11 protein-coding genes are annotated in these 14,933 nt (G+C 65.4%); all 11 read left to right on the top strand.

What is annotated here, in order from left to right; translation table 11 throughout:
- Positions 1–5: 5 nt before the first annotated feature.
- The 11 genes from F3J15_RS01685 (at position 6) to F3J15_RS01635 (ending at position 14,692) form a co-directional block, all read left to right on the top strand.
- Entirely contained in the window at positions 6–752 is a 747-nt protein-coding gene (locus tag F3J15_RS01685) for an ABC transporter permease subunit (RefSeq protein WP_039353366.1), read from the top strand.
- Positions 753–779: 27 nt separating this feature from the next.
- Positions 780–1,571, top strand: coding sequence for an ATP-binding cassette domain-containing protein (locus tag F3J15_RS01680; protein WP_039353363.1), 792 nt, complete (start codon positions 780–782; stop codon positions 1,569–1,571).
- Positions 1,572–1,578: 7 nt separating this feature from the next.
- The gene (gene hutH / locus F3J15_RS01675; RefSeq protein ID WP_166886946.1) at positions 1,579–3,072 is read left to right on the top strand and encodes a histidine ammonia-lyase; all 1,494 of its coding nucleotides are present in this window, start codon (positions 1,579–1,581) and stop codon (positions 3,070–3,072) included.
- Between the two features lie 56 nt (positions 3,073–3,128).
- Positions 3,129–3,884 carry a histidine utilization repressor gene (gene hutC / locus F3J15_RS01670; protein ID WP_089449236.1) on the top strand — a complete coding sequence of 252 codons (756 nt, stop codon included), beginning with the start codon at positions 3,129–3,131 and terminating at the stop codon, positions 3,882–3,884.
- Between the two features lie 955 nt (positions 3,885–4,839).
- Positions 4,840–6,321, top strand: coding sequence for an NAD-dependent succinate-semialdehyde dehydrogenase (locus tag F3J15_RS01665; RefSeq protein ID WP_166886943.1), 1,482 nt, complete (start codon positions 4,840–4,842; stop codon positions 6,319–6,321).
- Positions 6,322–6,356: 35 nt separating this feature from the next.
- On the top strand, positions 6,357–7,517 hold the full coding sequence (locus F3J15_RS01660; protein WP_205190649.1) for an iron-containing alcohol dehydrogenase: 1,161 nt from the start codon (positions 6,357–6,359) through the stop codon (positions 7,515–7,517).
- Between the two features lie 52 nt (positions 7,518–7,569).
- Positions 7,570–9,033 carry an NAD(P)/FAD-dependent oxidoreductase gene (locus tag F3J15_RS01655; RefSeq protein WP_069250109.1) on the top strand — a complete coding sequence of 488 codons (1,464 nt, stop codon included), beginning with the start codon at positions 7,570–7,572 and terminating at the stop codon, positions 9,031–9,033.
- A 12-nt stretch (positions 9,034–9,045) separates the two neighbouring features.
- The gene (locus F3J15_RS01650) at positions 9,046–10,029 is read left to right on the top strand and encodes an alpha/beta hydrolase (RefSeq protein ID WP_166886937.1); all 984 of its coding nucleotides are present in this window, start codon (positions 9,046–9,048) and stop codon (positions 10,027–10,029) included.
- Between the two features lie 337 nt (positions 10,030–10,366).
- Entirely contained in the window at positions 10,367–11,857 is a 1,491-nt protein-coding gene (locus tag F3J15_RS01645; protein WP_083265999.1) for an NAD(P)/FAD-dependent oxidoreductase, read from the top strand.
- Positions 11,858–11,889: 32 nt separating this feature from the next.
- Positions 11,890–12,840, top strand: coding sequence for an alpha/beta hydrolase (locus F3J15_RS01640; protein ID WP_166886934.1), 951 nt, complete (start codon positions 11,890–11,892; stop codon positions 12,838–12,840).
- 223 nt (positions 12,841–13,063) lie between these two features.
- Positions 13,064–14,692, top strand: a complete 1,629-nt coding sequence (locus F3J15_RS01635) for a choline dehydrogenase (protein ID WP_089449245.1) — start codon at positions 13,064–13,066, stop codon at positions 14,690–14,692.
- Positions 14,693–14,933: the final 241 nt, after the last annotated feature.

The raw sequence follows: 14,933 nt of genomic DNA, 5'->3' as shown, positions 1-14,933 counted from the left end.
CGCCCATGTCACTCGATTTCGACTTCCTGTTCGACACGCTGCGCCAGCTGCTCGCGGCGGTACCGACCACGCTCGGCCTGTTCTTCGCGTCGCTCGTGCTCGGCGGCCTGCTGTCGCTCGTGATCGTCACGATGCGCGTATCGCCGCGCTGGCTGCCGAACCGCTTCGCGCGTGCATACATCCTGGTATTTCGCGGCTCGCCGCTGCTGATCCAGATGTTTCTCGTGTACTACGGGCTCGGCCAGTTCGGCGTGATCCGCGAGAGCTTCATGTGGCCGCTGCTGCGCGAGCCGTACGTATGCGCGGTGCTGTCGCTCGCGCTGTGTACGGCCGGCTACACGGCCGAGATCCTGCGCGGCGGGCTGATGGCCGTGCCGGTCGGGCAGATCGAGGCAGGCTATTCGATCGGCCTGTCGGGCTTCGCGCTGCTGCGCCGGGTGATCGGCCCGATCGCGCTGCGCCAGTGCCTGCCTGCGTATTCGACCGAAGCCGTGCTGCTGGTGAAGTCGACCGCGCTCGCCAGCCTCGTGACCGTGTGGGAGGTGACGGGCGTCGCGCAGCAGATCATTCAGCAAACCTACCGGACGACCGAGGTGTTCGTGTGTGCGGCCCTCATCTACCTGGGCCTGAACTTCATCGTCGTACGCCTGCTCGGCGCGCTCGAATGGCGGCTGTCGGGCCACCTGCGCGCGCCGAAGCCGTCCGGCGCACCCGCGGCCGACGCACGCAATGCGCGGCGTGTCGCATCCTGACCGCGTCCTTCCTTCCAGGAGAAATCGATGAACACCGCTGCTCCCGTCGCCCTGTCGGTCAGGAATATCCACAAGTCGTTCGGCGATCACCACGTGCTGAAGGGCATTTCGCTCGATGCGCACGAAGGCGACGTCATCTCGATCCTCGGTGCGAGCGGATCGGGCAAGAGTACTTTCCTGCGCTGCCTGAACCTGCTCGAAACGCCCGACGACGGCTCGGTCGCGCTCGCCGGCGAGGAACTGAAGATGAAACGCGCGCGCGACGGCAAGCTGCATCCGGGTGACCGGCGCCAGGTTGATCGCATCCGCTCGCAGCTCGGGATGGTGTTCCAGAACTTCAACCTGTGGTCGCACATGACCGTGCTCGACAATCTCGTCGAAGGGCCGCTGCGCGTGCAGAAGCGCAGTCGCGCGGAGGCGGTCGAGGAGGCCGAGGCGCTGCTCGCGCGCGTCGGCCTCGCGGACAAGCGCGGCTACTATCCGGCCCATCTGTCGGGCGGCCAGCAGCAGCGGGTCGCGATCGCACGGGCGCTCGCGATGCATCCGAAGGTGATGCTGTTCGACGAACCGACGTCGGCGCTCGATCCGGAGCTGGTCGGCGAGGTGCTGCGCGTGATGCGCTCGCTCGCGGAGGAAGGGCGCACTATGCTGGTCGTCACGCACGAAATGGGCTTCGCGCGGCATGTGTCGAATCGCGTGATGTTCCTGCATCAGGGCGAGGTCGATGCGGACGGAACGCCTGGCGAACTGTTCGGCGGCCAGTGCTCCGAACGCTTCCGCCAGTTCGTGTCGAGCCATCATGACCGTGCCGCGAACTGAGGCCGCCATGACCGTATTCCGTTCGGCCCGGCCGCTCGACTGGCGGCAGATCGCGGCGGTGGCGGCCGGCGCGCCGCTCGCGTTGACCGACGATGCGCGCGGGCGAGTCGTCGCGGCGCGCGAACTCGTCGACGCAATCGTCGCGCGCGGCATTCGCGCGTATGGCGTCAACACGGGCGTCGGTGCGCTATGCGACGTGATCGTGTCGCCCGCGCAGCAGGGTACGCTGTCGCGCAACATCCTGATGAGCCACGCGGTTGGCGTCGGCGCGCCGCTCGGTGCGGCGGAAACGCGCGCGATCATCGCGGCCGCGATCAACAATTACGCCCACGGGCATTCCGGTGTGCGGGCCGACATCGTCGACCAGCTGGTCGCACTGCTCGAGCACGATTGCCTGCCGGAAGTGCCGGCGCACGGGTCGGTCGGCTACCTGACCCACATGGCGCACGTCGCGCTCGTCTGTATCGGGCACGGCCACGCACGGCACGGCGGCGAACGCATACGTGGCGACGAAGCGCTGCGCCGCATCGGCCGCGAGCCGCTGGCGCTCGGCGCCAAGGAGGGGCTGAGCCTGGTCAACGGCACGCCGTGCGTGACGGGGCTCGCCGCGCTCGCGCTCGCCCGCGCGGAGCGGCTGCTCGACTGGGCCGACTGGATCGCGGCGACGAGCTTCGAGAATCTCGGCGGCCAGCTCGCCGCGTTCGATCCGGCATCGCTGGCGCTGCGCATTTCGCCCGGCATCGGACACGTCGGTGCGCGCCTGCGCGCGATGCTCGCCGACAGCGCGATGCTCGCCGCGGCGAACGGGCGACATACGCAGGACCCGCTCAGCCTGCGCACGATTCCGCACGTGCACGGCGCGGCGCGCGACGTGCTGGCGGTCACGGCGGAGGTCGTCGACCGCGAGCTCGCGTCCGTGACCGACAATCCGATCGTCGCGGGCACGCGCGACGCGCCGACCGTCCATTCGCAGGCGCATGCGGTCGGCGCGGGCATCGCGCTCGCGATGGACAGCCTCGCGGCCGCGATGGCGCAGGTCGCGGCGATTGCCGAGCGGCGGCTCGACCGGCTCGTCAATCCGCTCGTGAGCGGGCTGCCGGCGTTTCTCGCGGCGCCGGGCGGCACGTGTTCCGGGTTCATGATCGCGCAGTACACCGCGGTCGCGCTGGTTGCGCAGAACCAGCGGCTCGCCGCGCCTGCGAGCCTCGACGGCGGCATCACGTCGGGCCTGCAGGAAGACCACCTGTGCCATGCGACGCCGGCCGCGCTGAAGGCGCTCGACATCATCGAGAACACCACGCGCGTGCTCGCGATCGAGTTGCTGGCCGCCGCGCAGGCGTACGATTTGCAGGAAAACGAAGCGTCACGGGCGGCGCCGACCGACGCGCTGTGGCGTTACGTGCGCGACCGCGTGCCGGCGTATTACGACGACCGGCCGCTCGCGGACGACATCGCGAGCGCGGCCGCCATCGTCGCGGGCGTGCCGCCGTCGCTGGGGTGACGCAGCGGCGGTACGACGGTCGGCAGGTCATCCCATCTTCATTCGATCGAGGGCGCATGAACGAAGCGGAACGATATACGGCGGCCCGGCCGGGGGCCGTACCGGGCGACGACGTGCCGGCGCGCGCGCTGCCGGCCTACCAGCAGATCAAGCGCTACGTGGTCGAGCGGATCGCGAACGGAGACTGGAAGCCCGGTGGCGCGATTCCGACCGAAGCCGAACTGGTCAAGGAGTTCGGCGTGGCGCGGATGACCGTGTCGCGTGCGCTGCGCGAGCTGACCGCCGAGCGTGTGCTGACCCGCATCCAGGGGGCGGGCACCTTTGTCGAGCGCCGTCATTACGAATCGACGGTGCTCGAGATCCGCAACATCGCGGACGAGATCGCCGAGCGCGGCCATCGGCACAGCGCGCGCGTGCTGATGATCGAAAGCAGCGACGATCCCGAAGCGATCGAAGCGCTCGGGCTTCGCGCGGGGCCGGTGTTTCATTCGCGCATCGTGCATTGCGAGGAGGGCGAGCCGATCCAGTTCGAGGATCGCTACGTCAATCCGGCGCTGTTTCCCGCCTATCTCGAGCAGGATTTCACGGTCGAGACCCCGAACCACTACATGGTGCGGCTCGCGCCGATCCAGCGTGCGGAGTTCCGCATCTACGCGCAGAAGCCCGATGCGCAGGTGCGCCGGCACCTCGTGATGGAAATCGGCGAACCGTGTCTGCTGCTGCGGCGGCGCACGTGGGTCGGCGGGCAGGTCGCGACGTCGGTGCAGCTGTGGCATCCGGCGTCACGGTTTCATCTGGCGGGGAGGGTGTAGGCAGGGTTGTTCGCTGCCGGCGTCCGCTGTCGCTGTCACGGTCGCGAAGGCGAGCGTCGGGTCACGCTGCCGGCTCGCTGTTGCGCAAACGACATGCGGCGGGCGTTCACGCCGCTTGCGCGGGCCGGTTGACCGGGTACGCGAGCCCGGGATGTTCGCGCAGCGTCGCGCCTTCGTCATCACGCCGGCAGGCGCGACGTGTTGCGCGAACCGATCAACCGCGTTCAGGAAACCGGCCGTCGATACGTGCCTGTCGTTTGCCCGAAACCCGCGACCCGCGGCGATACCTGACCGCGGGCCGCGCTTCGATGCGCGATCACGCTGCGTCAAGCGTGACGGCGTGCACCGCATTCGCCGCAGAACAGGTCGTCGGCGGCCATCGGCTTGTGGCACTGCGCACAGGCCGTGGCCTCGTCCGCTGCGGGCGATTTTGTATCCGACGCCGGCAGCGAAGCCGTCCCCGCTGTGCCCGCTGCGCGCGAGTCGCGTGCTTTCGCAAGGTGATCGGCGGCGCCTTCGCGCAGTACGCTGCCGAGCATATCCGCCGGGTTCGCCTTGGCAACACAGGTCCCGGGCGATCGACTTGTCTGACTGTCTCAACCTTGCGTCGCCATCTCCCGAAGCGTCGCCGACAGCCCGTGGAACTACTGAGTTGCCGCGGAAAATGGTTTATGGTCAAATGACCATGTCAAGTGATCTACATGCCTGTTTCATCCCCAATTGGAAGTCACCGCTCGATCGTGGACTTCCTCCGCGTGGGCAACATTTTGCGAAGACTTCCGCGTGGCGGAGCCATTGGCCACCCCCACTCCCGGAAGTCAGGCGAAATCCTGGGCGATGGAGCAGGCGTTCGCGTATGGATGCCTGAGCGGTTCTTGCCTGTCGGCTGAAAGCGCCCAGGTGGAAAAAACAAGAATTTCTGGAGACGGTGCTAGTGAACGAAATGCACAGCAGGATGAACCAAGCGATCGATCCCTCGGCGCTACGCGCCCAACTGCGAGACGGCGCGTTGCTGGAGACGCGTGCGTGGCTTGCGTCGGGATGGGCGGAGGGCACGGATGGCCGTTCGTTTCCCGTAACGAATCCGGCCACGGGTGACATCCTGGCCCGCGTGGCCAGCCTCGGCGCCGCGGAGGTCGAGCAGGCCATTGCCTCGTCGGCGCTTGCGCAACAAGGCTGGCAGAAACGCACCAGCCACGAGCGCGCGAAGATACTGCGCGCCTGGTACGACCTGATCGTGGCGAACGCCGACGATCTCGCACTGATCATGACGTCGGAGCAGGGCAAGCCGCTGGCGGAGGCTCGCGGCGAAATCATGTATGCGGCTTCTTTCGTGGAGTGGTTCGCCGAAGAAGCGAAGCGTGTCTACGGCGACGTCATTCCGCACCCGCAAGGCGACAAGCGCATCCTCGTCATTCGTCAGCCGATCGGCGTGTGTGCCGCGATCACGCCGTGGAATTTTCCTGCCGCGATGATCACGCGCAAGGCCGCGCCGGCACTGGCTGCCGGCTGCTCCATCATCGTGCGCCCCGCGGACCTGACGCCGCTCACGGCGCTTGCGCTCGCCGTCCTGGCCGAGCGGGCGGGCATTCCGGCGGGTGTCCTGCAAGTGGTGTGCGGCCCGTCGCGCGAGATCGGCGCGGTGCTCACGGCCAGCCCGGTCGTGCGCAAGCTTTCGTTCACCGGTTCGACCGAAGTCGGCCGCGTGCTCATGAGCCAATCGTCCGGGACGATCAAGCGACTCTCTCTCGAGCTCGGCGGCAACGCGCCTTTCATCGTGTTCGACGACGCGGATCTCGACGCCGCGATTGAAGGTGCGATGGCGTCGAAGTACCGGAATAGCGGCCAGACCTGTGTGTGCGCCAATCGCTTTCTCGTCCAGGCAGGCATTCATGACCGCTTCGTCGACGCGCTCACCCGGCGAGTCCAGGCGCTCAAGGTAGGAAACGGTGTCGAACCGGGGGTGCAGCAGGGGCCGCTGATCCAGCAGTCCGCCTGCGACCACCTGAATCAGCTGATCGACGATGCCGTGAGCAAGGGCGCACGAATCGTCACGGGCGGGAAAGGCCATCCGCTTGGGGGCACGTTTTTCGAGCCGACCGTCATTGCCGATGCGACGCCGGCCATGCGTCTCGCGCGCGAGGAGCTCTTCGGGCCCGTCGGCCCGGTGTTCCGCTTCGAGGATGAAGCAGAAGCGATCGCGATGGCCAACGACACCGAGTACGGGCTCGCGGCCTATCTCTATACACGCGACCACGGCCGCATCTGGCGTGTGGGTGAGGCGCTCGAGTACGGCATGGTCGGCCTGAATACCGGCGTGATTTCCAACGAGGTCGCGCCGTTCGGCGGCGTCAAGCAATCGGGCCTGGGCCGTGAGGGTTCCCGTTACGGCATCGAGGAATACCTGGAAATCAAGTACATGTGCACCCAGGTCTAACGGCCAACGTCCGCATCAAGGAAACGTCAATGGAAATGTCCCCGCAATCGATGCTCTTCGAAACTGTTCCGTCCATTCTCCAGGAATGGGGTTGTGCGCGCCGCCTGGGTCAGGTGATGGCGGCATGGACGGAGCGCCGCCGTGTCCTGATCGTGACCGATGCAGGGCTGCACAAGGCCGGTGTGCTGGAGCCGGCGAAAGCGTCGTTGGCCGCCGAGGGATTCCGCGTGGCGGTTTTTGACGAGGTCGTGGCCGACCCGCCGGAGAAGGTGGTCTTGCGCTGCGTCGAGTTTGCACGCAGTGCCGAGGCGGACGTCGTCATTGGCCTGGGCGGCGGCTCGTCGATGGACATCGCAAAACTGGCCGCCGTGCTCACCGTCTCGCGGCAATCGCTCGCGGAAATGTACGGAATCGGCAACGTTCAGGGGGCGCGCCTGCCGTTGGTGCAGATCCCTACGACGGCGGGTACCGGGTCGGAAGTCACCAACATCTCCATCGTTTCGGTTGACGAAACAACCAAGATGGGCATCGTCGCACGTCAGTTGTATGCCGACAAAGTGATCCTGGACGCCGAGCTGACGGTCGGTCTGCCGCGCAGCCATACCGCTGCGACGGGCATCGACGCGATGGTTCACGCCATCGAGGCCTATACGAGCAAGCACAAGAAGAATGCCATCTCCGACGCGCTCGCGCGTGAGGCGCTGCGACTGCTGGTGAGCAACCTGATCCCGGCTTGCGAAAACGGCGAAGACCGGCGCGCACGCGAGGCGATGCTGCTGGGCGCCACGCTGGCGGGGCAAGCCTTCGCCAATGCCCCGGTGGCCGCGGTCCATGCACTGGCGTATCCGTTGGGGGGCCATTTCCATATCCCGCACGGCTTGTCCAACGCGTTGATGCTGGCGCCCGTGCTGCGTTTCAACGCCGAAGCGGCGGCTTCGCACTATTCGGAACTGGCGGACGTCGTCGGCGCGGGTGGAAAGGGTGACGCCACGGCGCGTACGGCGGCGTTCATCGCATTCCTCGAAGACCTGATGGACCGCTCCGGCGCGCCGCGACGTCTGCGCGACGTGGGTGTCACGCAATCGAGCCTGCCGACCCTCGCGGCCGACGCGATGAAGCAGCAGCGCTTGCTGTTGAACAATCCGGTCGTCGTCACGGAGTCGGACGCATTGCGCCTGTACGAACAGGCCTATTGAACCGACGCCGGCAAATCCGCAGTCGCCGTAACGTAAATAGAGAGAGTGCACCGTGAACAATGTAGAAAGGATTGAGCACCACGAGATCGTTATCCTGGGTGCAGGCTTCGGAGGCCTCGGCATGGCCGCTCGCATGAAAATCGCGGGCATCGACGACTTTGTCGTGCTGGAGAAGCGTCCCGATCTCGGCGGCGTCTGGCTGGACAATTCGTATCCCGGCGCGGCATGCGATACCGAATCGCACCTGTACTGCTACAGCTTCCATCCGCATCTGCGCGTGAGCGCGATGTATGCCGGCCGGAACGAGCTGCTGCACTATCTGAAATCGCTTGCCACGCGGTTCGACCTGACGGAACACCTGCGATTCAACATCGAGATTCGGAGTGCAGAATGGGATGCCGGCGCCAGCCTCTGGCGGTTCGCGCTGAGTGACGGCTCCCGGATGACCTCACGATTCTTCGTGCCGGCATGGGGGCAACTGAACCGTCCGATGATCCCCGCGGTTCGCGGCCTGGCGGATTTCAACGGCGAGTATTTCCACTCCGCCGAGTGGCGGCACGACGTGGACCTGAGCGGCAAGCGGGTGGCAAGCATCGGCAACGCGGCCAGCGCCGTGCAGTATGTGCCGCTCATCGCGCCGAAGGTCGATCACCTGACGGTATTCCAGCGAAGCGCGAACTGGATCATGCCGCGCAACCAGATCGTCTTCTCGGCGGAGCAGCTCGATGCCTACGAGCGCGAGCCCCATCTCTTCGAGGAAAGCCGGAAATCGCTGCACGCGTTCCGCGAGTCCGGGTTCGAGCGGACCCGGATGGGTTCCAACGCGCAGCAGGAAGGCAAGAGTCTCGCGTTGGCCCACCTTCATCGCCAGGTGCCCGACCCGGTACTGCGTGAGCAACTGACGCCGGACTATGAATACGCGTGCAAACGGATTCTGCGATCGGACGACTACTATCCGGCGCTCATGCGCGACAACGTCGCGCTGGAGACGGCGGGGGTGGAATCGTTCGTCGACGAGGGCATCGTGACCCGGGACGGCCGCCTGCTTCCGTTCGACGTGGTCGTGTTCGGCACCGGATTCGAGAGTCAGGCTTTCCAGGGCAGCCTGCAGGTGCGTGGAACGGACCGCACGTTGGCCCAGGCGTGGGCAGACGGCCCGGAAGCCTATCTGGGCATGACCGTGCCGGGTTTTCCGAACATGTTCATGTTGTATGGGCCGAATACGAACCTGAACCACAACTCCATCGTGTCGATGCTCGAGATCCAGCAGAACTACATCATCGACGCGATCGGCGGCATGGCTTCGGCTGGCGTGAAGGCCGTCGACGTCGATCGGGCCGTGTTTGACGAATACAACGACAAGCTGCAGTCGGCGATGGCCGGCTCGGCGTTTTCGGCAGGCTGCTCGAGCTGGTACAAGAACGCGCAAGGCAAGGTGATCAACAACTGGCCGGGCACGGTGGAAGAATACCGCGCCGCGACGCAATGGGATCAAAGCGTGTTCGCTGCGATCTGAGCGGAGAGGCACATGACATCGGTGCACTGGTTGCCGCTGACCGAGGTGGCTGACGATGCTCGGGACGCCGTTCGGGCGTTCCGCGAACTGGGCGGACGACACTACGGCAGCTTTTCCGTCGACCAGTCGCGCGTGAACTTCGTGCGGGCCTGCGAATTGAACGGCCTCACGGGTGACGCGGCCGTCGCCCATGAAGACATCGATGTTCCCGTCGCGGACGGCAGCATTCGGGTGCGGCTCTATCGTCCGCCCGCCGGGGCCGGAGCCGACGGCGCCCCGCTGGTCGTGTTCATTCACGGCGGCGGGTGGGTGATCGGCAGCGTGGACACGCATGACGGCATCTGCCGTCATCTCGCACGGCACGGCGGGTGTGCTGTCGCGTCAGTGGAGTACCGGCTGGCGCCGGAGCACCGGTGGCCGGTCCCGCTCGACGATTGCGAGCGGGCATTGGCCTACCTGGCGGCCAACGCATCTGCGCTCGCCATCAATGCGTCTCGGGTGATCCTGGCGGGCGACAGCGCCGGCGGCAATATGGCGACCCTCATCGCCAATGCGGCGTCGGCGGTGGGACCCGCGATCATCGGGCAGATCCTGTTTTATCCCGTGACGGACCTGACGGCTTCGCTGCCGTCATACCAGCGCATTCAAGGCGGATTTCCGCTGGTCGCCGAGTCGATGCTCTGGTTCCGGGAACACTACGTGCCGGCCGGCACGCCATTCGATCTTCCACGCCTGTCCCCGCTGCTGCATGCGGAAGGCCGGCGGCAGCCGCCGATGTTCATTGCCACGGTGGGGCTGGATCCGCTGTGCGACGAAGGCATTGCCTACGCGTCATGCGCGGCCCGCGCCGGGAGCACGGTCGAGCATCACCATCTGCCCGGGCATCATCACGGCATCGTCACCGCCGCCCGGACGATCCCGGCAGCGACCTGTCTGCTGGATCGCGCCGCTTCCTTTGTCCGGCGGCTTGCCGAAACGGACGGCTTCGAGGTTTGACGCATCGATCGTCGCGCGGGCCGCTGCATGCAACCGTCGCGACCGATCGAGTAATGGAAACTCCTGATTCAAATTGTCCCTCGACTGCATAGACTGGGAACCGTACAACTTGGTCAATTGATCATGTTCGGGGTGACCAGTTAAACCGGGGCGTGCACATCAATGATGCGTGCATGTCCGGCCGGGTGCACCGGTGGTTGTCTCGTGCTGGTTTGAAGCGTTGTCGCTGGCATGCACGTGCGAGCGTCTTTTTCCTTCGTAGTCACATGACCAAGTCTATTGATCTAGTCGTGCGGCGTTACGGATATTTTCAATAACTGGTCATCGGAGGGATCTCATGACTAAGAATCAAGCAGATTCGGTTTTGCCTGAGCACGTAGAGGTACTAATCATCGGGGCGGGGATCTCGGGGATCGATGCCGCTTGTCATCTTCGCATGAACTTGCCGGACCGCTCGTTCGCCATCCTGGAAGCCATGGATGGATTCGGCGGGACATGGTGGACCCATCGCTACCCCGGCGCGCGTTCCGACAGCGACCTGTACACGTATGCGTTCGGATTCCGCCCGTGGCAGGGCCGCTCGATCGCCACGGCGGAGGAGATCCACAGCTATCTGGGCGATGTCATCAAGGAATATGACCTCGGCTCGAAGATCCACTACGGGCATCGTGTTCAAACGGTGAGCTGGTCGAGCGAACAGAAGCGCTGGACGGTCGAGGTGTCGCGCAACGATACGGGCGAACACTTCTCGATCACCACCGACTTCCTGTGGCTGGGGGCGGGGTACTACGACCATCGCAAGGGCTTTACGCCGAAGTGGAACGGGTTCGATCGCTTCAAGGGAACGGTCGTTCATCCGCAGCACTGGCCGAAGGACCTCGACTATGCCGGCAAGCGGGTGGTCGTGATCGGTTCGGGCGCGACCGCCGCGACGCTGATTCCGGCGATGGCCGGCACCGCGGCGCATGTGACGATGCTGCAACGGTCGCCGACGTTCTTCACGGCGGTTCCCTGGACCCACCAGCTGGACACGACGCTTCGCGAACTGAACCTGCCCGAGGAGTGGCGCTCCGAGATTCTGCGGCGTGCGCACCTGAAGCAGACGTTCGACCTGATCAACCTGTCCTCAGCGAACCCGGACGCCGTTCGCGACTGGCTGATCAACGAGACCCGCCAACAGCTGCCGGAAGGGTTCGACGTCGACAAGCACTTCAACCCCAGCTATCGCCCGTGGCAGCAGCGCGTGGCGGCGGTGCCGGAGGGCGACCTCTTCACGGCCATCCGGGAGGGTAAAGCCTCCGTCGTGACGGACACCATCGAGTCGTTCGACGAAAGCGGCATTGTGTTGGCGTCGGGCGAGCACCTGCAGGCGGACATCGTCGTGACGGCGACCGGCTTCGACATGAGCGCTTTCGGCCAGATCGCCTTCCACATCGACGGAGATCCGGTCGACATGACCAAGCGGGTCTCGTATCGGGGAATGATGATCGAGGGTATCCCGAACATGGCGTTCATCTACGGCTACTACCGGTCGAGCTGGACGCTGCGCGCTGATCTCGTCTGCGAATTCACCTGCCGCGTTCTCGCGCATATGGACAAGGTGGGGGCGAAGACGGTGGAGCCGCGCCTGCGCGCCGAAGACGCCGACATGCAGCGGCTGCCCTGGACGGACCCGAACAACTTCAACGCCGGTTACGTGATGCGCTCGCAACACCAGATGCACTTGCGTGGCGATCGCATGCCGTGGCAGCACCACTTCGAGTACGAGGAGGAGCGCCAGACCATTCCGGAATTGAGCCCGGATGCCGAAGTCCTCGTGTACCGCTGATCTCCGAGCAACGTTCGAATAAAGGTGATGTTATGGCACTCGATTTGCACCTCGCTGGCTTTCTCGAATCCTTAGCCGGGTCCGGCGCGAAACCGCTGCCGCAGTCAGCCCCGGAAGAGGCGCGCGGATTGATGCAGCATCTGGCTCGCGCCGTTCGCGCACCGGAGGCCGTTGTCGACGTTCACGGCGTGGAAGACCTGACCATTCCCGGCGCGGCCGGATCGCTGCGGGCGCGGCTGTATCGTCCGACGCAGGAGCGTCATCTGCCGACGGTCGTCTATCTCCATGGCGGCGGGTTCGTCATCGGCGACCTGGATACGCACGACAACATTTGCCGCGAGCTGGCGCGCGGCGCGAACGCGGTCGTCGTCTCGGTGGACTACCGGCTGGCACCCGAACATCCGTATCCGGCCGCGGCGGACGACGCGATTGCCGCGACCCAATGGGTGATCGCGAACGCGGGTGAGCTGGGCGGAAGCGACGTCGTGGCGGTGGCCGGAGACAGCGCCGGCGGCAATCTTGCCGCGGTCGTGACCCAGCAACTGCACGCCGACGGCATTGCGCTGTCCGCCCAGTTCCTGATCTACCCCGCGGTCGCGCAGGATCGCGCCGGCTTTCCTTCCTTCAAGGAAAACGGCGAAGGCTACTTTCTCGACCTCGAGACGATCGCCTGGTTCGAGCGACATTACGTGCCCGACGGTACCGACAGGGAGGATCCGCGACTGGCGCCGATCCGAGCGAAGGACCTTGCCGGGTTGCCGCCTGCCGTCATCCTGACCGCCGAATTCGATCCGCTGCGCGACGAGGGCGAGGCCTACGGCCGCTTGCTCCACGCGAGCGGCGTCAAGGTCGACACGATCCGGTGCGACGGCATGATTCACGGGTTCTTCGACATGGGGGCGATTTCCCCAGGCGCCCAGGCGTGGATCGAGAAGGGCATCGCGAGTTTTCGAAAGATACTCGGCGGCGCGCAGCACCGTTGATACGTTGGCGGAAGCGACTTGATTTTCGCTTTTCGCCATTTCGTGGCCGCACGCGGATCGATGGATGACCTCCAACGCTGCCGATGCGGCCACGCAGTGCTGATGCATGACGGTATGAAGCCGATCGCGCGACGGCTCGCTGAGGCCGCGGCGTGAGTGACGGAATCGATGCATCAGGTAGTTGCTTGCGAAGCGCTCAAGCATCTATCGAGGACACAGACCCGTGAAGAACTCATTCGATTATCTTGTTGTAGGCGGCGGCTCGGCAGGCAGCGTGCTGGCTTCGCGTTTGACCGAAGATCCCGATGTGACGCTGTGCCTCTTCGAAGCTGGCGGCACGGGCGATGGTTGGCCCGTCAACGTGCCGGCCGCCCTGGTGCTGATGATCCCGTCCCGGCTGAACAACTGGGCGTTCGAGACGGTGCCCCAGAAGGGGCTGCAGGGGCGGCGCGGCTACCAGCCGCGTGGCAAGGCGCTGGGTGGATCGTCCGCGATCAATGCAATGGTGTACACGCGCGGCCATCATGCCGACTACGACGATTGGGCTGCGCTCGGCAACGAAGGCTGGGGCTGGAACGACGTCTTCCCGTATTTCAAGCGCAGCGAGCATAACGAGCGGCTTGGCAATGAATGGCACGGGCGCGACGGCCCGCTGTGGGTCAGCGACCTGCGGACGGACAATCCGTTCCAGGCGCGTTGGCTGGACGCCGCACGCGAGTGCGGCCTGCCCGTCACGGACGATTTCAACGGTGCGGAGCAGGAAGGCGTCGGCATTTACCAGGTGACGCAGAAGAATGGCGAGCGCTGGAGTGCGGCACGTGCCTATCTTTTTCCGCACATGAAGACGCGCGGCAACCTGACGGTGGAGACGGGCGCGCAGGTCAGGCGCATCGTGTTCGACGGCAAGAGGGCCGTCGGTGTCGAAGTCACGCGTGGGGGCAATGTCGAGACGGTCTGGGCGAAGAAGGAGGTGATCCTTTCCGCGGGCGCGTTTCAATCGCCTCAGTTGCTGATGTTGTCCGGCGTCGGGCCGAAGGACGAACTCGAGCGTCACGGGATCCAGGTCGTCGCCGATCTCCCGGGCGTGGGAGAGAACCTGCAGGATCACCCGGACTTCGTCGTCAGCTACAAGACGAACAGCCTGGATGCGCTCGGCGTATCGGTACGCGGCGCGATCAAGACGCTGGGCGACATCCGGCAATACCGGAACTCGCGGACCGGCACCCTGACCACCAACTTCGCCGAGGGCGGCGCGTTCCTGAAGACGCGTCCCGATCTGGATCGACCGGACGTTCAGATGCACTTCGTCGTCGGGCCCGTCAGCGATCACGGAAGGAAGGTGCATCTCGGCCATGGTCTTTCCTGCCACGTGTGCCTGCTGAGGCCGAAAAGCCGTGGATCGGTCAAGCTGCGAAGCGCCGATCCGCTGGACGCGCCGTTGATCGACCCGGCATTCCTCGAGCATGCGGATGATCTCGAGGTCCTGGTCGAGGGCTACAAGCTGACCCGGCGGTTGATGGCGGCGCCGGCGATGGCCCAGTTCGTGACGGAGGACCTGTTCGCGTCCCGGTCGCGATCGGACGACGACATTCGTGCGTTGCTGCGCGAGCGGACCGACACCGTGTACCACCCGGTCGGAACGTGTCGCATGGGGAACGACGCGCTCGCCGTCGTGGATTCCCAGTTGCGCGTACGGGGAACGGAAGGCTTGCGTGTGGTTGATGCATCGATCATGCCGACGCTGGTGGGCGCAAACACGAACGCGCCCACGATCATGATCGGTGAGAAAGCCTCGGATCTGATTCGGAGGATCTCCCGATTCCCGTCCGCGATACCGGAAAACGCGGTTTGAGTGGCCTTCTCTCGTACCGACGTTCGTCGGTGCGAGGGCCTCAATCGGACAGGGACGTCGCGAGCATGATGTGTGCGGCGACGTCCACGACCTGAAGGCAAGGGCTCGCCGGCCGGTTGTGGCAAGACTGGACGCTGCCGGGGCATCGAGCGCTCGAGTGGTGAGGTCTGCTGACGCAGCCAACCGCCGATTATGAATACATCCTTGCTCTTTGAAGAGCAACGCGAGCACGAGGAAAGAG

Source organism: Burkholderia sp. Ap-955 (genome assembly GCF_011753045.1).
Taxonomy (GTDB): Bacteria; Pseudomonadota; Gammaproteobacteria; order Burkholderiales; family Burkholderiaceae; genus Burkholderia; species Burkholderia lata_D.
Note: the sequence above shows the minus strand (reverse complement) of the source record. Positions and strands in the feature narration are given on the sequence as shown.

Coding starts and splice junctions, on each gene's coding strand:
- F3J15_RS01650 (WP_166886937.1), top strand. CDS start 9,046: ATGACATCGGTGCACTGGTTGCCGCTGACCGAGGTGGCTGACGATGCT.
- F3J15_RS01640 (WP_166886934.1), top strand. CDS start 11,890: ATGGCACTCGATTTGCACCTCGCTGGCTTTCTCGAATCCTTAGCCGGG.
- F3J15_RS01645 (WP_083265999.1), top strand. CDS start 10,367: ATGACTAAGAATCAAGCAGATTCGGTTTTGCCTGAGCACGTAGAGGTA.
- hutH (WP_166886946.1), top strand. CDS start 1,579: ATGACCGTATTCCGTTCGGCCCGGCCGCTCGACTGGCGGCAGATCGCG.
- hutC (WP_089449236.1), top strand. CDS start 3,129: ATGAACGAAGCGGAACGATATACGGCGGCCCGGCCGGGGGCCGTACCG.
- F3J15_RS01685 (WP_039353366.1), top strand. CDS start 6: ATGTCACTCGATTTCGACTTCCTGTTCGACACGCTGCGCCAGCTGCTC.
- F3J15_RS01680 (WP_039353363.1), top strand. CDS start 780: ATGAACACCGCTGCTCCCGTCGCCCTGTCGGTCAGGAATATCCACAAG.
- F3J15_RS01660 (WP_205190649.1), top strand. CDS start 6,357: ATGTCCCCGCAATCGATGCTCTTCGAAACTGTTCCGTCCATTCTCCAG.
- F3J15_RS01665 (WP_166886943.1), top strand. CDS start 4,840: ATGAACCAAGCGATCGATCCCTCGGCGCTACGCGCCCAACTGCGAGAC.